16 protein-coding genes and 1 tRNA gene are annotated in these 18,695 nt (G+C 66.1%); 8 read left to right on the top strand and 9 right to left on the bottom strand.

Annotated elements, in window-relative coordinates; all coding sequences use genetic code 11:
* Positions 1-246: 246 nt before the first annotated feature.
* The gene (locus tag ACIBVL_RS22920; RefSeq protein WP_399099120.1) at positions 247-1,944 is read left to right on the top strand and encodes a subtype B tannase; all 1,698 of its coding nucleotides are present in this window, start codon (positions 247-249) and stop codon (positions 1,942-1,944) included.
* Positions 1,945-1,961: 17 nt separating this feature from the next.
* Here the strand turns inward: ACIBVL_RS22920 and ACIBVL_RS22915 are convergent, their stop codons facing one another.
* On the bottom strand, positions 1,962-2,951 hold the full coding sequence (locus ACIBVL_RS22915; RefSeq protein WP_399099118.1) for a helix-turn-helix transcriptional regulator: 990 nt from the start codon (positions 2,949-2,951) through the stop codon (positions 1,962-1,964).
* A 92-nt stretch (positions 2,952-3,043) separates the two neighbouring features.
* On the opposite strand from ACIBVL_RS22915, the gene ACIBVL_RS22910 reads away from it, so the two are divergent.
* Complete coding sequence (locus ACIBVL_RS22910; RefSeq protein WP_399099117.1) at positions 3,044-3,442, top strand: VOC family protein; 399 nt, start codon at positions 3,044-3,046, stop codon at positions 3,440-3,442.
* Positions 3,443-3,822: 380 nt separating this feature from the next.
* On the opposite strand, the gene ACIBVL_RS22905 is transcribed toward ACIBVL_RS22910, so the two are convergent.
* Positions 3,823-3,960: a hypothetical protein gene (locus ACIBVL_RS22905; RefSeq protein ID WP_399099115.1), complete on the bottom strand. Its 138-nt coding sequence runs from the start codon at positions 3,958-3,960 to the stop codon at positions 3,823-3,825.
* A gap of 7 nt (positions 3,961-3,967) precedes the next feature.
* On the opposite strand from ACIBVL_RS22905, the gene ACIBVL_RS22900 reads away from it, so the two are divergent.
* Positions 3,968-5,086, top strand: coding sequence for a hypothetical protein (locus tag ACIBVL_RS22900; protein WP_399099114.1), 1,119 nt, complete (start codon positions 3,968-3,970; stop codon positions 5,084-5,086).
* Between the two features lie 299 nt (positions 5,087-5,385).
* Here ACIBVL_RS22900 and ACIBVL_RS22895 read toward each other — a convergent pair whose 3' ends face one another.
* Complete coding sequence (locus tag ACIBVL_RS22895; RefSeq protein ID WP_399099113.1) at positions 5,386-6,324, bottom strand: LysR family transcriptional regulator; 939 nt, start codon at positions 6,322-6,324, stop codon at positions 5,386-5,388.
* 41 nt (positions 6,325-6,365) lie between these two features.
* Between ACIBVL_RS22895 and ACIBVL_RS22890 the strand changes: the two genes are divergently transcribed.
* Positions 6,366-7,376 carry an EamA family transporter gene (locus ACIBVL_RS22890; RefSeq protein WP_399099112.1) on the top strand — a complete coding sequence of 337 codons (1,011 nt, stop codon included), beginning with the start codon at positions 6,366-6,368 and terminating at the stop codon, positions 7,374-7,376.
* Positions 7,377-7,396: 20 nt separating this feature from the next.
* A complete protein-coding gene (locus tag ACIBVL_RS22885; RefSeq protein WP_399099111.1) occupies positions 7,397-8,074 on the top strand; it encodes an NAD(P)-dependent oxidoreductase in 678 nt (225 codons plus the stop codon).
* A 221-nt stretch (positions 8,075-8,295) separates the two neighbouring features.
* Here ACIBVL_RS22885 and ACIBVL_RS22880 read toward each other — a convergent pair.
* From ACIBVL_RS22880 to ACIBVL_RS22865, 4 genes are all read right to left on the bottom strand, one after another.
* A tRNA-Arg gene (locus ACIBVL_RS22880) sits at positions 8,296-8,368 on the bottom strand.
* Positions 8,369-8,577: 209 nt separating this feature from the next.
* A complete protein-coding gene (locus ACIBVL_RS22875) occupies positions 8,578-10,008 on the bottom strand; it encodes a hypothetical protein (protein WP_399099110.1) in 1,431 nt (476 codons plus the stop codon).
* Positions 10,001-10,882 carry a tyrosine-type recombinase/integrase gene (locus ACIBVL_RS22870; RefSeq protein ID WP_399099109.1) on the bottom strand — a complete coding sequence of 294 codons (882 nt, stop codon included), beginning with the start codon at positions 10,880-10,882 and terminating at the stop codon, positions 10,001-10,003. The genes ACIBVL_RS22875 and ACIBVL_RS22870 overlap by 8 nt, the downstream gene beginning before the upstream one ends.
* A gap of 246 nt (positions 10,883-11,128) precedes the next feature.
* Positions 11,129-11,443 carry a hypothetical protein gene (locus ACIBVL_RS22865; protein WP_399099108.1) on the bottom strand — a complete coding sequence of 105 codons (315 nt, stop codon included), beginning with the start codon at positions 11,441-11,443 and terminating at the stop codon, positions 11,129-11,131.
* Positions 11,444-12,463: 1,020 nt separating this feature from the next.
* Between ACIBVL_RS22865 and ACIBVL_RS22860 the strand changes: the two genes are divergently transcribed.
* The 3 genes from ACIBVL_RS22860 to ACIBVL_RS22850 all read left to right on the top strand — a co-directional run bounded on the left by ACIBVL_RS22860 (position 12,464) and on the right by ACIBVL_RS22850 (position 16,367).
* Entirely contained in the window at positions 12,464-12,847 is a 384-nt protein-coding gene (locus ACIBVL_RS22860) for a hypothetical protein (RefSeq protein ID WP_399099107.1), read from the top strand.
* A gap of 89 nt (positions 12,848-12,936) precedes the next feature.
* A complete protein-coding gene (locus tag ACIBVL_RS22855; RefSeq protein WP_399099106.1) occupies positions 12,937-14,394 on the top strand; it encodes an ATP-binding protein in 1,458 nt (485 codons plus the stop codon).
* A gap of 110 nt (positions 14,395-14,504) precedes the next feature.
* Positions 14,505-16,367: a Druantia anti-phage system protein DruA gene (locus ACIBVL_RS22850; protein WP_399099105.1), complete on the top strand. Its 1,863-nt coding sequence runs from the start codon at positions 14,505-14,507 to the stop codon at positions 16,365-16,367.
* A gap of 475 nt (positions 16,368-16,842) precedes the next feature.
* On the opposite strand, the gene ACIBVL_RS22845 is transcribed toward ACIBVL_RS22850, so the two are convergent.
* Complete coding sequence (locus ACIBVL_RS22845; protein ID WP_399099104.1) at positions 16,843-18,036, bottom strand: hypothetical protein; 1,194 nt, start codon at positions 18,034-18,036, stop codon at positions 16,843-16,845.
* Positions 18,033-18,623 carry a DUF4365 domain-containing protein gene (locus ACIBVL_RS22840; RefSeq protein ID WP_399099103.1) on the bottom strand — a complete coding sequence of 197 codons (591 nt, stop codon included), beginning with the start codon at positions 18,621-18,623 and terminating at the stop codon, positions 18,033-18,035. The genes ACIBVL_RS22845 and ACIBVL_RS22840 overlap by 4 nt, the downstream gene beginning before the upstream one ends.
* Positions 18,624-18,695: the final 72 nt, after the last annotated feature.

The raw sequence follows: 18,695 nt of genomic DNA, 5'->3' as shown, positions 1-18,695 counted from the left end.
GCGGGCTGTCCGACCTCGGGCCGCAGGGAAGGTGGCCGGAAAGGCGCGGCACAATCGCCAACTATATTGTTGACAATCTGATGGTGTGCGCCACACCATGGGCCCGACGTGCCAGCCCCCACCGCGGCTGCGACAAAGGAGTCTCCCATGCAGTGGTTTCCGGCATCCCTCAGAAGCGTTGCCCCGGCACGCCCCCCAGGTGCCCGCTCAGGTCGCGCTTTCGCGCGCAAGGAGCTGCTGAGCGGCATGGCCATCGTGGGCTCCCTCGCACTGGCGGTCGCCGCGGCGCCCCCTTCGGCGGTCGCGGCCCCCGCCGCCCGCACCACCGACGCCGAAGACGCGGCGCTGGCTTTCGACCCGGCCGACTACACGACGATCACGGTCACCGTCGACGGCGAGCCGATGAACGTGCGCTGGTACAAGGAGATCTGCTACGTCGCGAACCCCGTCGCCGCCGCTGCCCAGCAGCCCGGCCTCGGCGGCAGCACCAGCACGATCTCCAACACCGCGTGCGGCTACCAGAGCATGAACGTGTTCGTGCCCGAGAGCGCCTTCGACAACCAGCGGGCGCCCTTCTACTTCGCGGTGAACAACGGTGGCTGGTGGGCCAGTTACATCAAGGCGAGCGTGACCAGCGGCGCTTCCTACAACAGTTCGACCAGCAACGTGGGTGCGGCCCTGAAGGCCGGCTACGTCTTCGCGGACATCGCCAACCGCAGCCGCGGCCTGGCCGGCGCCGACGGCTCGTCCCCCGGCAAGGCCCCCTCCGCGGTCGTCGACGCCAAGGCCGCGGTCCGCTACCTGCGCCTCAACGACGCCACGATGCCCGGCAGCGCCGAACGGATCGTCGTCAACGGCACCAGCGGCGGCGGCGCGCTCTCCTCGATCCTCGGCGCCTCCGGCAACAGCTCCGTGTACGACCCCTACCTCGCGAAGATCGGCGCCGCGGGCATCGACTCCAAGGGGCGCAGCACCCTGCGCGACGACGTCTTCGCCGTCAACGCGTACTGCCCGATCACCGACCTCGGCAACGCGGACGTCGCCTACGAGTGGCTCTACAACATCCTCGGCACCCGCGACGAGACCGGCTCGAACGCCTCGGCCGACGCCGCCGCCGAGATCGCGGCCAAGTTCCCGGCGTACGAGAAGAGCCTCGGGCTGCGCAACCCCGACGGCACCCGGCTCACCGCCGCGACCATGCTGAAGACCATCAAGCAGGAGGTCATCCGCTCCGCCGAGGCTTACATGAAGGCGGACTCCGCCAACACCGTCCCGGCGCTCGGCGAGAACTTCGTCGTCACGTCCGGCGGAATGGGCGGTGGCGGCACGACGACGGCCTCGTACGTCAACGACTGGATCGACGTCGACAACGACACCGACGAGGTGATCTCGCTCGACATGGACAAGTACCTCGCCTTCGTAGCCACCCAGGCCACCCTCAAGACGACGCCCGCCTTCGACGCCGTGGGCGTCTTCGGAAACACCGCCAGCCGGACCGAGACCAACCTTTTCGGCCCGTACACCCAGAAGTACATGAACTACACCGAGTACAGCTGGGACCACAACGACGTGGCCGGCGACGGCAGCGGCCCCGACGACACCGGTCTCACCTGGGACGAGTACGTCAAGAAGTCGAGCACGACCGTCGACGACCAGCTCCACCTGATCAACCCGATGGACTTCGTCGGCACGAAGGCCGACACCGCGCCGAACTGGTACGTGCGCAACGGCACCCGTGACAGGGACACCTCGTTCATCGTTTCGATCAACCTCGACCGGGCGCTCGCGGCGGACAAGGACGTCAAGGACGTCGACTACCAGTTGGCCTGGAACCAGCCGCACTCCGGCAACTACGACGTGCCCCAGGCCATGGCCTGGATCGCGAAGGTGGTCGCCAAGGCCGGTGACCCGCTGGCCACCGGCCACCGGGGCCAGGCGCATTGATCAGCGGTTCCTCGCTGTCAGGCCTGGCAGGCGTGGGACGCGAGGCGTTGGGCGAGCGCGATGACGAGGACGCGCAGTTCGTCGGGGCGCTCGATGACGAACGGACGGTCGAGTGAGGCGAGCAGCGGAGGCAACCAGTCGAGCCGCTCCGCCCGTAGCCGGACGCGCAGCCAGCGCCCGGTCGCCCGGTCCTTGTCCGCCGTCGGCGCGTACTCCTCCAGGCTCGCGACGCCGGCGGGAAGGCGGGCGCGGATCTGCTCGACCGTCCCGTGGATCCGCAAGACCACCTCGTGCCGGTACTCAGCGGTGGCGAACCCCGACAACACGCGCTGTGCCGGATCGGGACCCACGGGAGCCTCGAATGAGCCGGGCAGGGTCCGTGCGTCTGCGATGCGATCGAGCCGGAAGGTTCGGTCCTCGCCGATCTCGGGGTCCGTCCCCGTGACGTACCACCGGCCCGAATGCGCGACGATCCCGTACGCGTGCAGCGTGCGTTCACTGCGCCGGCCGTCGCGGTCGGTATATCTGATCGAGACCGGCCGGCGGTGGCGTACCGCGTCGGCGAGGGTGAGCAGGACCCCGGCGTCCGGGGCGGCGAACTCGCCCGGCTGATCGGTGAAGGCGAGGGATTCCAGGAGCGTGTCGAGCCGGCGGGCGATGCGCTTGGGCAGCACCCGCCGGATCTTGGCCGAGGCCGTCTCGCTCGCGGTGTGACCTGCCGTCATCACCCCTGCTCGGCGGCCGGCGACCAGGCCGAGCATCACGGCCAGCGCCTCGTCGTCGCTGAGCATGAGCGGAGGCAAACGGTACCCGGGCGCGAGCCGGTACCCGCCGTAGCGGCCGCGCACCGACTCCACGGGCACGTCGAGGTCGATCAGTTGGCCCACATACCGCCGCACGGTGCGCCCATCGACACCGAGCCGGTCGGCGAGTTCGGCCACCGTCCGAGTGCCGCCCGACTGCAGCAACTCCAGGAGTGTCAGCACGCGGCCGGTGGGTCGAGGCATGTGCACAGCCTAACGCGGATACAGGACCGATTCTGTCCACTATTTCTCCTAGCCTGCGACGTGCAGCGATTCCATCTGCCAAGGAGATCACCATGGACTTCGTCTCGATCCGCATCATCACCAGCGACGTCGCACGCCTCGTCGAGTTCTACGAGCGAGCCACAGGGGTGCCGGCGATGTGGGCCACCGAGGACTTCGCCGAACTCAAGACCCCGGGCGCCACCCTCGCGATCGCCGGCACCCGCACCGTCCCGCTGTTCGCCCCGGGCTCCGCCCGTCCGGCGGACAACCAGAGCGTGATCACCGAGTTCCTCGTCGACGACGTGGACCGCATCCACCAGAACCTGACCGACTTCGTCACCGACTTCGTCACCGAGCCCACCACGATGCCCTGGGGCAACCGGTCGCTGCTGTTCCGCGACCCCGACGGCAACCTCGTCAACTTCTTCACCCCCGTCACCCCGGCAGCCGTCGAAAAGTTCGCACGGTGACCCCACGCACAGCCGCTCACACGGGAGCCCTCAGATGCCACGACTCCCGATGAACACGTCCGCCGAGTCCAGGAGTGCCACAGCCGGGGGCACCGGAACGCACCGCTGAGAGTGGGATGCAGACGGCCCACCGCGGCCTGCCACCGTGTACTCGTCGGTGCCGCGGTCGCGAATCGTACGACCCAACCAGCGCATGGAGCCGGTGCGCGCCCCGCGCCTCGCACCGGTCCAGCGCCTCGGCGAGACCCTGTTGCCCTCACTGTGCCCTTGCGGGCATGGGCGACGGAGTTCGCGTACGGAAGCGTGGAGAGGTCATCGCTCTCGTGGGGAGAAGGGGACACCGTGCGCGCACAGCGACATGAGGCCGACCGGGAACGCGGTCAGGATTGTGGCCGCCGGGCCAACGGCTCTCCGGTGTTGCCGCCGGGCAGGTTCTCCGTCATGTCGCCGAAGCGGGCACTGACGTTGCAGCGGTTGGCGGGCAACACCGCCGTGGCGCGGACGCTGTGATACTTCATCTACCGCGTGCAGATGGTCAACGACCCGCAAGGCCTGACCAGCAGTCTCCTCATCGATCCGGACCAACCGTTCGGCATCGTCCGGCGGACGCTGAAGATGCGCCAGGGCGGCGCGTCGGCGGGCCGTACATACCGCTTCGCGGAGCGCTGGGCGCCCAACCCGGCGTACTGGAATCTGCACGACCGCCGGGCCGCCGCCCAAGCCCAGGCAGAGGCCGCGGACCGGGGGCTGTCGGACCAGGACCGTCTCAGCCAGGACGACGTGGACGACTTCTCGCCCCTGCCGACCGACCCCGACCAGCCCTTCGTCTTCTACGTCTCGCCGAGCTCCGTCGACCCGCACTTCCAGCGCAGTGACGGCACTCAGAAGAACGACCGCCGGTACCTCAGCGCGGAACGGTTCGACAGGACCGTCGACGTCGGATCCGCGGTGACGGGCTACGAACAGCAGGCGTACCAGGGGCTCTCGGCGCCGCACCAGGTGGACCGCCGCACCGCGCGCCGCGGCCCGGCCCGCGCCATGGGCAACCAGCAGGCCAACGCGCTGATGGGCAACGAAGGGAGCGGGGGCTCCCCCGGTGAGCACCTCGCCTCACACGAATGGTGCCACCTGGTCGGAGACGGCGAAGGCGGCCCCGACATCGAGGCCAACCTGGTGATCGGGACCAACGCGGTCAACACCGAACAGCTCGCCATGGAGACCGCGCTGCGCCCGTTCGTCGGACAGTTGCGCACCCTGGGCTACTCGATCCCGCTCCGCGTCCGAGCCCTCGTCACGCCCGTGGCCCATCCGACCCGCCCCGTCAGGCCGTGGAACGCGGCGCAGTACATCAGCTACCGGATCTCGCTCGTTCCGCGGGACGAACTGGACGCGGCCAAGCCGTGGGAGATCCACCGGCAGATCATGGACGGTCAGCGCGGCACCATCACGGAGCTCGAGTTCACCTACCTGCACCACACGGTGCGGGCCAAGCTGCGCCAGGCCGTCGAGGAGATCCAGGCCGAGCAGGACGACGCCCGCATGAGCGACGGGCCGAGCGGCCCGGCGTACGGCGCTCCGTACGGCTACGCGCCCGCACTCCAGCCGGCGATGCCGGGCCCGAGCGCCGGGTACTCCTACTACTGAGGCGTCTGCCGTGCCGTCAGCCCGCGGCCCGGTCTGCCGCCCCTTGGGCGATCTCGGCGTACAGACGGAAGAGGGACGGGGCGGGCTTCGCCGCCTTCCCGGTCGCGCGGGGCCGCCCAGCACCGGGCGACGAGTTCCCCGGCCTGGGTTCCGGGCCAGGGCCGCCGTGTGTTCGCGGGGTTTCCCGGCTTCATGTGTGCTGAATCCGTTCTGGCGAGGGCTGCCCGGCCTTCGGCAATCGGCTCGCTCTGTACGACAGGCATGAGCAGTGGAGCCCAACTCGATGAAGCCCCTGCAGGTCAGGACAAAGCCGACGGCGCTCCCACTTCGAGGACGTTGAGCATCGCTCGGGTGGCCGGGCTGGGGTTGAAGCGGCTCCACACCAGGTACTCGGTCCGATGCGGTCCGTCGACCACCGGGATCAGCGCCAGTTCGGGGTCTTCAGCAGCCCGAGGTCGGATGAACGCCGACGGCAGCAGCGCGATGCCGAGCCCGCGCGCGATCAGCCGGGTGATGAGCTCCACGACGCCGGCTTCGTACGCGACGTCGCGCACCAGGCCCGCCGCGGCGAAGGCCTGATCGGACTGGGCCCGGGCGGGCGTCCCGCTCACGAAGTCCACGAACGTCTCTTCGACGATCTCCCCGAGCGTGACCTGGGAAACGTCCGCCAGACGATGCCCGGCCGGCACCACCAGCACATGCTCGTCGTGATCGAGGACGACGGCCTCCACACCGAAAGGCGGTTCGTTCTCCGGCACTCCGAGGAAGGCGATGTCAAGCTCGCCCTTTCGGACCGCCGCCGCCAGTTCATCGCTGCGTCCGGACCGGAGGGCGACGCGGACGTCCGGATGCTGCGCGCGGTACCGCTGCAGCAACTCGGGTACGTCGACGGCAGCCGTCGTCACGATCACGCCGACGGCGAGTCGGCCGCGTACCACGCCGGTCGCGGCGGCGGCGTCGGCAGCCGCGCGGTCGGCGGCGGCCAGGCACTCGCGCGCGCCGGCAACGAACGCCGTTCCCGCAGGCGTCAGTTCGACACGTCGGCTGGACCGGGCGAACAGCTTGACCCCGAGCTCCCGTTCCAGGCTGGCGATCCGGTGGCTCAGTGACGACTGCACGACGAAGCAGCGCTCCGCGGCGCGGGTGAAGTTGCGGGTTTCGGCGACAGCGACGACGTAGCGCATCTGCTGGAGATCCACGCAGCCATCGTTCGGGTTCATGGCTGCGATGGCAAGCATGTGTTGGACTCATGGCGGGGTGGGTTCTGAGACTTCATCACATGCATACTCCGCATACTTCGACCGAGCGGCTGCCTGGCCCACCGCGGATCTCGTACGCGCAGCAGTCGGCCACCGTCGCACTCACGGCGCTCACAGCGCTCGCCCCCGCGTCCTGGGGCACCACCTACGTCGTCACCACCCAGCTGCTCCCGCCCGGGCATCCGCTCTTCGCCGGGATGCTCCGGGCCCTGCCCGGCGGGCTGCTCGCGCTGGCGATCACCCGAGTGCTCCCGCGCGGGGACTGGTGGTGGAAGGCCGCCGTCCTCGGCGCGCTTAACATCGGCGTCTTGTACCCTCTCCTGTTCGTCTCGGCCGAACGACTTCCCGGCGGTGTCGCCGCCACCCTCAGTGCCACCCAGCCGCTGATGGTCGCCGGGTTGGCCGTCGAGCTGCTCCACGTCCGGCCGACGGCCTGGCGACTGGCCTGGGGTGTGTTCGGCGTGGTCGGCGTGGGACTCGTCGTGCTGGGGCCGCAGGCCCGGCTGGACGCCGTCGGTGTCCTCGCCGGCCTCGGTGGTACCGCCACCATGGCTGCCGGGATCGTCCTCACCAAGCGTTGGGGCCTCCCCGCAGGGGTCGGTCCGCTGACCCTGACCGGCTGGCAACTGACGGCGGGCGGCCTGCTGCTGCTTCCTCTCACCTTCGCGATCGAGGGGGCGCCGCCGCGCATCGATGCCGGAGCCGCTGGCGGATACCTGTGGCTCGGCAGCGTGGGTGGACTGATCGCGTCCACGCTGTGGTTCCGCGGTATCGGGAAGCTGCCGGTCGGCGCCTCCGCACCGCTGGTGCTGCTGTCCCCGCTGGTTGCAGCCGTGATCGGTGTCGCGCTGGGCGAGTCATTGAGCCCGTTGCAGACCTTCGGCTTCGTCCTCGCCCTGACCGCATTGCTCGCGGCGCAGCTCAATTCACCGAACCTGTCGGGTCGCATGGCGCGCGGCAGGCGGAGAGAAGCCCGAGCCACGAAGACCGGATTGCGCAACGAACACATACGAGAGGGACAGATCCGATGAAGACAGCAATGAACCAAGGCATGACGATCGCCGTACTGGGCGCCACCGGGATGGTCGGCAGCCGGGTGATCAACGAAGCCGGTGCACGCGGACATCAGGTGATCGCCCTGTCCCGGAAACCCGCGGTCGAGAATCCGGCGAAGTCGAACGTGACGCCGGTCGCGGTCGACGCGAACAACTCACACGCCCTACGCGAAGCGCTCGCAGTCTCCGACTCCCACGGCGCCGCGGACGCCGTCGTACTGACCGTGCGGACCACGCCGGTCGACGAGGAGTTCCTGGTCGGCACTACCCGTACGGTGTTGGACTTCGCCGCACAACTCGGGATCCGCGTCCTCGTCGTCGGAGGCGCCGGCGCATTGCGCAGCCCCGACGATCGCAATCTGCTGGTCGCGGACAACCCGGCGTACGTGCCTGCCGAAATCAAGGCCGTCGCCGCCGCCGGAGTCGCTCAGCTGCGAGCCTGCCAGTCCCATGCCGATGCCGACTGCGTCTACCTGAGTCCACCGGCCCTGCTCGAACCCGGTGTACGAACCGGCCGCTATCGGCGCGGCACCGACACTCTGCTCATCGGCGCCGACGGCCAATCCTGGATCAGCGCCGAGGACCTGGCCGTCGCCGTGGTCGACGAACTCGAGACCCCTGGCCTCGATCACCTGATCACGGTCGTCCACCACGGCGAACGCCCGTCAGCGTGAGCCGGGCGATTGGTAGGACGACGATCACACTCGTCAAGCCGCCACCTTGACCACCCAAGGATGGCCGAAACGTACAGGAGCCTGCTGCCCGAAGCGGATCTGGCGATCGCCGGGATTGCAGAGGGCCTCCGCTCACGCAAACGGCCCCGGACGAGGGAGCCCGAGGCCGACCAGAGTGCCTCACTGGGGGAGAGGCCCCAAGCCTGCGAGGTAATGCGTTGTGCCCCCGGCAGGATTCGAACCTGCGACACCCGCTTTAGGAGAGCGGTGCTCTATCCCCTGAGCTACGAAGGCGGGGCTTGATCGAAACCTTGCACGGAACTCGGCGAAGTGTCCGTGGCCAGGTCTGTCTGTCAAGCCCTGAGCGTCCTGGAGGCGACCGCTGTGGCGTGGACAGGCTGGGCCTGTTGGCATGCCGCAGCGCCCGCCGAGGCGCTCGATCCACAGGGTACCGGATCGGAGCCCGGGCGGGCGCTGGTGTTGGTGGGTCGGCGGTGGGGTGCTCAGGCGGTGGGGCTCAGCAAGGGTGACCCCTCTTCGTGGAGGGCCCGGCTCGTTGAGTTCTGGGCGAGGACGAAACCGAGGGTGAGGAGCTTCTGGGCCTCGACACCGTAGGAGATCAGGCGCCCGTTCCACAGTGAGGCGTCGAGCTGGGAGTGGCCCGACTCGGCGTCGCTGCGGTAAGGGTAGACGAGCTGGTGGGTGCGGGTGTAGTCGGGGATCTGCTGGAGGTGCTCGGCGCGGTGGAATCCGCGTTCCTCGTCGCTTTCGCCGGCCGGGCGTTCACTGGCACGGCTAGTGGTGGCGACGGCGACGCGGTGGATATGGGCCCCGTGGCGGCAGGGAATTTCCAGGACGTGGTACCAGCGGTAGGTGCGGGTGCCTCGTCTTTCCAGTCTTCTGATCGGCACCGGGACCAGTTCCGTCGTACCGTCGGCGAAGGGGAGCTTTTCCGCGATGCGTCCGTTAGCGGCCCACAATTCATGGATGCAGCGTCCTGGCCGGAGCGTCTCGTAGAATTGCGGTTCGTTTCCTTTGTGCTGTTTATTGATTACGAGGCCGCCGCGCCGGGCGATGGCGTCTCGGTGGGTGCCGCGGAAGGCGCCGTCGTAGAGGACGCCCATGCATCCGGGGGCCCTGTCCATAATGTCGAGGACGCCGTCGACGGCGATGGCGGCTTCCCCACCCGGGTGCTGATGGGGCACGTAGCGGGAGTCAAGGAAGACCCGGGAGAGATAGTTTTCGTCTTTCCGTGCGGAGAAGAAGACGTATTTGGGGCCGTATGCTTCGTTTCCACCTCCCTCTCGCTGTGGGGCGGATGCGGGGTCGATGCGGTGGTAGCGGATTTCTCCGGTTTTCATGTCGATGCTGCGGTGGGCCCGGGCGAGGGTCGGGGATTTGAGGACCGTTCCGTCGGCGGCTATGAGCTGGTGGCGCCCTGGGTTGCTCCAAGAGCGGGTTTCGTCTCCTGGGAAGATTCCCTGCTCGAGTGCCTGGTCCAGTGCGAGCATGCGGTACAGGTCCCACAGGTCGTCCGCGTGGTCCCGCAGGCGGCGCTGGGCGTGGAGCCACTGGGAGCGGGTTGGTCCGGTCTCCGGGAGGAGCAGGGCGGCGTCGGGGCCGAGTTCGCTGCGTACTCCTGATCGGAAGATCTTCCATATCTCGGGGTCTTCGAGGTGTGCGGCGGTGCGGCGCGCGGAGGCGAGGACGCTGCGGGCGGCGAGGAAGAAGAGGAATGCAACATCGGGGTAGCCGCGGCGCTGGCCGACCCTGCCGGGCGGCGGGAGGACTTCGGCAAGGTCATAGAGGTCGGGGTTGTGAGCGCAGTCGGCGAGGCGCTCGTGGAGGGTGCGGCGGTCCCGTTCGGTGAAAGTGCGCTTGCGCGGTGTGCGCTGGGCCGGCGGGAGGGCGTCCTGGAAGATGTCGTCAGGCATGCTCGGCTCCCGCTTCCGGCGCAGGGGTCGTCCAGTCGAGGCCGATCAGATCGGCGGCGCGGTCGAGGGTGCGGAGCCCGAGCCGGCGGGCAACGTCCTCGATGTTCCGGGTCTCGTCGTAGAGGCGCACCGCCGCGTACGCGGTCAGGGAGGCCGGCTTGACGTGCGGATCGGCATTCAGGCCGATTCGGCGGATGAGGTCGGCCAGGGCGACGCAGGCCCTTGCTTGCAACTGTTCGTCCGGTGCCGGAGCCGAGGAGACGGCGAGCCGGGCGTCCGGTGCTTCTTCGGTGCGCAACTGCTGCCGGGTGACGAAGGCGGATCTGGCCTTCAGGACGCGCAGGGCCCAGGGATCGAGAGGGCACCAGCGGGGGGCGGTTCGTGTGGAGCCGTGCATCCAGACGGCGGCAGCCTGTTCGTCGAGGTCGCGGACGCGGATGTGGCCGATCTCCCCTGTGTGTCCGCCGGACAGCGCCAAGGCGGCGGCTGCTGCGTGCCGGCTGGGCCTGGTGACATATTCCGCGGCCTGGCGCAGGGCGATGGCCTCGTCCTCGTCCAGAGGGCGGACGCGGGTGCGGGTGCGTTCGGGGAGGCGGATGCCACGGGTGGGGTCGGCATTGCTGAGGCCGAGGTCGTACAGGGTGCGGTAGAAGGAGCGCAGGACGGCGCGGCGTTGGTGGAGGGTGGCGTTGGCGGAATCGCCGATCCGGCCGTGGCGGGTGCGACCCTGGGCGTAGACGAAGTCCTCCGCGATGTCGGCTGTTACCTCGGCGAGGAGGGTGACACCGCGGTTTTGGCTGTAGCGCGCGTATCGCTCCAGCAGTTGCCGGAAGGCGCGATGGGTCTGGGGGGACATCTGTCCCTGGAAAGTCATCTCGTTCCAATGGGTGACGGCCTGCGCGACGGCATGCTCCAGCGTCGCGTCCGCAGCGGGGCATGCGGGCGTGCGGGTACCGTCGGGCAGGGCTCGGTCAGGTAGTGGCGCGCGCGGCACGGGCATGGCGAACTCTCCCAAGTGGTGCAAGTTCACACCACTGTGGGGAGGTGAAGAGGCCTGTGCAAGCGCTGGCGCGCAAAGAGGTGACGCCGGCGGGCAGCCGCCGGCGCGGAAACTCCGTGGTCAGGCCCGCTGGCGGGACAGAACGTCGTAGATCGTGGCGAGCGATCGCATGACCGCGCCGTAGTCCTCCGCGTTCAGTTGCTCCAACTGGTTCATGCTCAACGGCAGCACCAGGCCGAGCTGCGGGCCGGGTTCGGTGGCGGCGCTGGGACCTGGCGGTGCAGGGTCGATCAGACGTGAGTGGCGGGTGTCCTTTTCCACCGTGCTGGACAGGCGCAGAGTTCCGTCGTCGGCCCGCTCCATGTAGCGGGCGAGTTCCAGCCAGTCCACCAAGTGGACCCATGGGGTCAGTCTGGACGTGGGGTAGGGCCGCATCGCCTTGGCGACATCCTCGGTGCTGAGCGAGGTCTCCGCGGGGACGGAGGCGACCAGCAGTCTCCAACATGGTTGAAGCGCCTGAGGTCATGAGGTGCGCAGTTACCCGCTGTGGTGCCCGTAGGTAGCGACTCACCTGGGGGAATGGGGAAGGCGGCCCGCCCAGAGGAGCGTCTGCCGTGGATCGGGGAGCGCAGCGCTCAACGGCCCAAGCGGGCTTCCCATCGACCATGCGCTCTGCTGAGTGAGCTCATTGCCGCCGGCATCTCCATGCTCCAGCGGGTTGCACTGGGTCCGCTTTCACCGGAGTTCAGCGCAACCCGCGACGGAGCGCGATGGCTAAAGTTGCCGATGCCTACAAGCACTGGTCATCTCACCCGGGACGTAGACCAGGCTTCGTAGAAGCCCCTTGCACGCCGGGCTGGGCTGCTGCCACGCCACCCTGCTCCGGCCGAATGATCAGTGACTTCTGCAAGTTGCCGTGGGCCGCCGCTGTCACAGAGGAGGAACTGTAGGAGGAAGCGGCTCAGCGGTTCCTCTTTTGATGATGGCCTCCGGGGCTGCGTCACAGGGGAGCTTCGGTGTGCCACGCATGGGGATCTGCTTCGTCCGGTCCCTCCGGCCGGAGGCGCGCTCGGGCTGCTTCTATACCGTCGTGGAGCCTGTGGCTCGCCGGGCGGAGACGGGGCAAGCGGTGGAGCGTGGCCAACGCCTCTGGGAGGTTGCCGGTTCGCCCGCCGCGCTCCCGTCCTCGGCTCCCTCCGTCTCCTCCGCAGGGAGCGACTCCAGGGCTCGGATCAGATCCGTCGCCATGAGATCGACTCACTCCACCCGGGCGCCGGCCCGAGGGCCCGGGACCGGCCGGACGGCGTCGAGCACCGCGCGGCTCAGCGGTTAGGCCAGCGAACCGTCGTGAAACTGCGAATTTCTCTCACAGATGACGTTCCGCACCATACTCACGGAGGAAGCAGCCGGTCGACCCGGTGCCTGCCTTGCTCTTCCATCAGTCATGATGCTCGCATGGGTACCATCCAGTCAGCAGCAGAGATCGGGCCTCTGCTGGAACCCCTCACGGGGCAGAAGATCGCCGCGCTCCAGGTGCTGGGCATCAACTCGCTGAAGACGCTGTCGCCACCTCTAGAGGCGCTAGCGGGGGAGGTGGTGACAGCGGTGGATGTCGTCGATCGCACCCTCCGCGTCGACACGACGAGCCATGTCATCTCGTTCGATCTGCAGCGCACCGGTCGGGTGGTCCTGCTTGAGTCCGCGGAGCCCTATCGGTTCGTTGCCGGGGCTAATCGCCCTACCGTCCGTCTTCTGATGGTGGATGGGACGGGCCTGGACTTGACCGAACCGGCCAAGACCAAGCGGATCACGGTGACGATCACGACCAAGCCCGCCTGACCCCAGCCGCACCGAATGATCTACTTCCCAGGGCCGCCTCGATGCAGCTACTCTCGACGCAGAGATATGGGCAAGTCATGGGAGTGGCGATGGGGCAGCAGACGCACCGGAAGGATGACCTCCTGGTCTCCTCCAACTTCATTCGAGCGATCCGGGAGTCGGGCTACGTCAGCCTCTCGACCGCTCTCGCAGAACTCATCGACAACTCCCTCCAGGCCGCAGCGACCGAGGTCGCGATCACGGTCGTGCGGACCAAGGCAGACGACGATCCGGAGATCTCTGTCGAGGACAACGGTCACGGGATGTCGCGTTCCGAGATTGAGGCGTGTCTCCGCTTCGGTGGTTCGTCACGCTTCGACGGGCGGCAATCGTTCGGTCGCTTCGGGATGGGACTGCCTGCCGCATCGCTCAGCCAGGCTCGATGGATCGAGGTGATCTCCTGGCAGAACGGCCGGAGCGCGCACCAGGTCTCCTTGGACGTTGATGCTGTCGCTGCCGGGGCTCCGGTTGACCTTCGTGCGCGCCGCCAACCTGGCAGCACTGCAGGCTCGGGTTGCCGGGTGGTCTGGCGAAACTGCGACCGCATCGAGTATCGCCGCCTCGCCTGGCTCGAGCGGGCCCTGCGTCGTGATCTCGGACGCCTGTACCGGCGCTTCCTAAGCAGCGGCGAACTTGTCTTGACCATCAACGGGAAGCAAGTTGACTCAGTCGATCCCATGCTCCTTACAACCAGGATCGAGGGCCGTAGTGCACGGCTGGCCTTCGAGCCGATCCGCTATGAACTCGCCACCTCATTGGGGAAGACCGCCTTCGTCACGGTCAGGTTCGCGATGCTGCCGGTTCAGCACTGGCATCACCTGGACAATGTGACCAAACGACGCATGGGCATCGTCGGTGGAGCTGGCGTCTCCATCCTGCGTGCCGGCCGTGAGATCGCGAGTGGCTGGCATCTCATGGGAGCGAAGCGCAAGGAAAATTACGACGACTGGTGGCGATGTGAGATCGACTTCGATCCCATCCTTGATGAGCACTTCGGGATCACCGTGAACAAACAGGGCATCCGGCCGTCTCAGGAACTTCAGGAGGCCCTTGGGCCGGAGCTGGAGTCGATCGCTCGGCTGCTGAACTTGCGCGTACGCCAAGCCTTTGAGGAGGTCAAGTTCCAAGCGGCAACGGAGACGTCATGCCGTATAGCGCAGGCCGCGGACGCCGACCTGCCCGTTATCCGGTCGACCAGAAAGGGGTCGGGCACCCTGAGTTACCGAATCGGGTCGGAACAGCTGCCGATTGAGACGATGTTCACCTCAGCCCTGAAGCGGCGCACGCTCGATGTCACACTGAACGTTGATCATCCAGCCTTCGCAGCGTTGTACCGGCCCCTGCAGGCACTGAGCGACGAGGCGGGGAGAGACCTACGCACTGCACTCGAACTGTTCCTTCTATCCTTCGCCCGTACCACGACCCTCCTGGGCAGCGACGGTCACAACTGTGACGACCTCCTGCGACTATGGAGCAAAACCTACGGACGGATGCTCCAGAAGTCATGAAAGAAGAGGCCAAGCCCGTTACCCTCAGGCTCCCTGCCGACGCGCCTCGTCGGGAGAGGCAGGCGTTCGCTCGTCTCTGCGGCCTGCTGGCAAGTGCTCCGCTCGGATCCATGGATGTGAACAGTCACGATCACTGGACTCAGGCGGCCAAGATCAAGAACCTGTACGAGCAGCCGCTGCTCGCGGCAGCTGCTCACACCGCCATAGATCTGGTAGATCAGGGCTGGACGATCCAGACCGATAAGTCCGGGCACGTCTTCACTCCCCCGTTGGCGAGTGGTGACCGAGAGAATGAGAAAGCCCGGATCCGACGCCAGGAGCATCTGCGTCGGGACGAGCAACTCGGGCAGAGCAGCGTTCGGCGCTTCGTCGAGAGTATGGAGCGCACGCACCAGCACGGCGGCCGGCTGGTCTCGATCTTTAATCTGATGCGCGACGGCCGGGAGTTGGCGGACGCACTTCAGAGTGCCGGCGCATCCACAGACGTCATCAGACCGTACGTTCAGATCGTCGACTCCTCGACCTGCGATCTGACAGGTTTCAAGCTTCACGACATCTGGCGATACTTCCGGCACACTTGGTCCAATGCCTACGCAACCGTGCCCGGCCGTTCTATGCCAATCTTGATCCGGGACGCGGCCACTGAATTCCACACCGTCATTGGGCTGGCGGCGATCTCCAGCCCCGTTGTTCAAATCGCCGAGCGCGACCGCTGGATGGGCTGGGAAACTGATCAGTTTCTTGAGCAGGTGCGGACTGAGCCCACTGCTGACATCGCCCGCTGGCTGGCCCGACGGATCACGGTTCAGCAGGAAGAGATCTATGTTGATGATCTCCTCCGCGACGGGATCCTTCAACCGACCGACTTGGCGGCGCCTACCTTGGAAGTGATCGGCCGACTGCGGGCTGACGCTGAACGGCACCGTCAGCGACACCACCAGGCCAGCACAATCCGCGAGGTCCGCAACATAGAGCGTGGTGCGTGGGTGGATCGGGCCACGACAGATCTGTTTCGCAGTAAGCGTTCAGCAGCGCTTGCCGAGACCTTGGAGATCGCCACCCTCCTTGGGGCCTATCTCTCTCCACCCACAGCCGAAGGACTCGCCAAAGCTTTCTCGGATTCGAAGGCGCGGGCACAGATGCGTCGCGTGGTACGACGCGCACGAGGAGAGCGGGTCGGCACCGTCATCGCCGACCTCACCGTCTGTGGCGCCGTGGCGCCTTATAACGCGCTGGTGGCGGGTAAGCTTGTAGGGGCCTTGGCCGTCTCACCGAAAGTACTGACGGCCTACCGTGAAAAATATTCACGCCCCAGTGAGATCGCCTCTGCGATGGCTGGCCGTCCAATTCTGCGGGAGCCTCGCCTTTCCTTCATCGGAACCACGTCGCTCTACGGAACTGGTTCAAGCCAGTACAACCGGTTGTTCTGGCCGGCTGAAGTGATGGGAGGAAAGAGCAGCGCCCGGATGGGATTCCACGAACTTGGGCGGTCACGCTCCTTTGGAACCTCTCACTTCTCCAGTGAGACCGTCGAAGCCCTTGTTCGGCTTTCGGCCCTGCGCGGATCGCTCGTACGAGTCAACAATCTGTTCGGTGAAGGAGTCAGCCCTCGTCTACGGAAGGTGAGGCTAGGGATCGCCGCACTTGGGTGGCCCGCCAACGAACTCCTCAGACACGGACGTGAGCGCATCCTCTACGGCGTTCCGTTGGTCAAAAATCTGCGGGACTACTCACTCGGCATCGATGAGGAGCCGGAGTACCTACTCAATCCCGATCTTCCTGACGCAGACGACAGGGTCGCCAACTGGTGGCTTGAACGCTGGTGTCGGCAGAGGGCTGCACGCCGAGACGTCCTTGAGTCCATGCGTTCCCATCGGCTGGTCCGCCCAGTCCGGCATGGCGCCCGGGTACCGTTGCCTGCTGGAGACGGGGTGCCGCCGATCGACCAGGGAATGCTGCCCATGTTCACATAGCCGGGAGGCGTCCCCTCGCCGAGTGCGGGGCATGGCCGGAGCGGCACGGGCGTCATAAATGTCAGGCCAGGGCGGTTCGATCGCACCCAAAGCCCGGCCGCTGCTCGCCTCGATGTCGACCGGGCGGGTCGCCGGTAGGGGAATGGGCGCCCACTCCTTCACCCGCGGTAGGCGCCGACGAAGTGCAGCTCCTCGGAGCGGACAACGTCACAGTCCGGCGGATGGCAGGCTAACGGTTGTCGCGGCCCGTGCTCTTGGTGACCTTACGCGAGCAGCGCCACCCCAGCCCGTTGGGCGGTATCCATGCTTCGTCGATGTCTTTGAGCCAGTGCACGCGCGGGCATCTCATCCCCGCCTCCTTGGCGCGCTTCCGGACGATCGTGCAGGTCACCTTCCGCCCGGACGGAATCTCGCCGTAGCAGGTCAGGCGGGGACTCCCATGGACTAGCCTACTGTCAACCCGATAAGAGTCTCCTTAGGAACTGCCCGAGTCGGAATCTTCTGAGCCTGTAAGGTGGCGCAGGAAGCTCGAATCGACCTCGATACGGCCAGTTAGGCGCCAAGTGCGGCGCTCGTAAGACAGGTCGCCCGTCACAGTAAAGGGAAGTTGGCGTTCATAAGCCATGATCGCCCAGCTGTGGTCTGCTCCCGTCAGTGGAACATGCACTCGCAAAGTCTTTCGTTTTACCTCCGCCACGACGATAGCTGTTCCTGCCTCTTCGCCACTGGGCGTCGAGTGTTCCCGTATAAGCGACTTAACGAGACCGACTAGCCTTTCTCGCCGTACGGGCTCTTCCCTTTGCGCGAGTTGTTCTCGTACACGCGGAAGCTCAACAATCGCGTCTCGGTCCAGCGTAATTGTTGCTAGGCCCACGTCCGGCCTGCGCTCAGCCGCTGCCCACTCGAAAGAAAAGTCCAGTGAGCGAAGGTGCTGCGAGTGTGACATCTCTTCGAGCGACTCCACTAGCCCCGCACTAAGCCCTAGGCTGCTTGGAGATGAGAGAACCTCTTCGTCCCAAGACTGTGTCAGACGTTTTGTGGTCTCAAGGCCTCTGGCCAATGTTTCCATGACTTGTCGCGGAAAAGGCATAGCAGGTTGCTCGTGGCCATTGATTGGTTGCGGATTAGCCTCGCCTAGGCGGGATACTACGGTGAAGACAAAACTGCCACGCTTCGTGTGCCCCAGTCTTGCATCTTCTTCCAGGAACTCGTTGACTGCCGCCGGCCTCCGTCCCTTATTCGGATGATCGGGATCGATTGCTGTAGTTGCAGCTGACTTCATCAACTTGAGGATCGCTTGTAGTGTCTTTTCGGCCTGCTGGAAAGGGATTGTGCCATCGATCATTTCTTGATCGAGACGCACAAAGAACAAGTCCGCTCGTGTGGCGATGATGTGTTCCAGTAGCTGCCCGGCATCCCAGTTATGAATATGCCCGAGCGACTCCAATGTGTCCGCGAAGCGTGGTGCGAAATCTGCGAAATCTGTGGCTAGCGGGACCATGACACGGGGCGCGGTGGCCAATGAGGCTGACCGGTAGCGCCAGACCTCGCGAACCTGCGGCTGCTTTTGTTCCAGCTCCCAGTCGTGAGAAGCCAGGAACTGAGAGACCGCGGGAGGAGTCAGCGCGGATGCAATCTCACGGTAGCTGTCAAACGCGGCTCGGGTCACCTCAGGCTCCTCTCTGCATCGCCGATTGACTTCATGATGCCCAGAAGCTGCTCACCCGTGAAGAGGTTCCGGCGTGGTAGATGTACCGTGTGGTAATCATTGATCGGGCCATCGTATCTCAGGTTATCCGCAGACTCCCAAAACATGCGGCTACGCGTATACAAGCCATATTCATTTATGTGGAGCCAGGGTTCCGGCTCGCGTGGAATAAGGAGGACGCCAAGGTAGGCGGGGATATACCGCTTCGTGCGAGTTAGTTTTCGAAACGGTTTCGCTTTCATTTTCCACGTCATGCTGTCATCTTTAAGTAAGCTCTCCTGGTAGGTGCACTTCAATTGAAGCTCGAACTGTGGCCCGTAGAAGCCGCGATACTCTGTCGAAGAAACAATAGTGATGTCAACGCCCTCAAAATCGGTCTCGTGAGTCTTTATGGAGCATCCAGCCGCGTAAGCAATCATCCGCGTGAACGATACGCTGAAGTGCTCCTGTAGTGCTGTGATGGGTATCTGACCCTCCGCAAGGTCTTGTTCGCCCATCTCTTCACCAGTGCCGCCTTCGGCCATATTGCCCCTCTTGGTTTCTTTCATCAATTGCCCTAGCGAGTCACGAAGGAGGAAGTAACGTTCAGGATAGAAGGTTCTTACTTGTGGTGGTTCCGT

Source organism: Streptomyces sp. NPDC049687 (assembly GCF_044465285.1).
Taxonomy (GTDB): Bacteria; Actinomycetota; Actinomycetes; order Streptomycetales; family Streptomycetaceae; genus Streptomyces.
The sequence above is the reverse complement of the archived record's forward strand: the minus strand, read 5'-3'. Positions and strand labels throughout refer to the sequence as shown.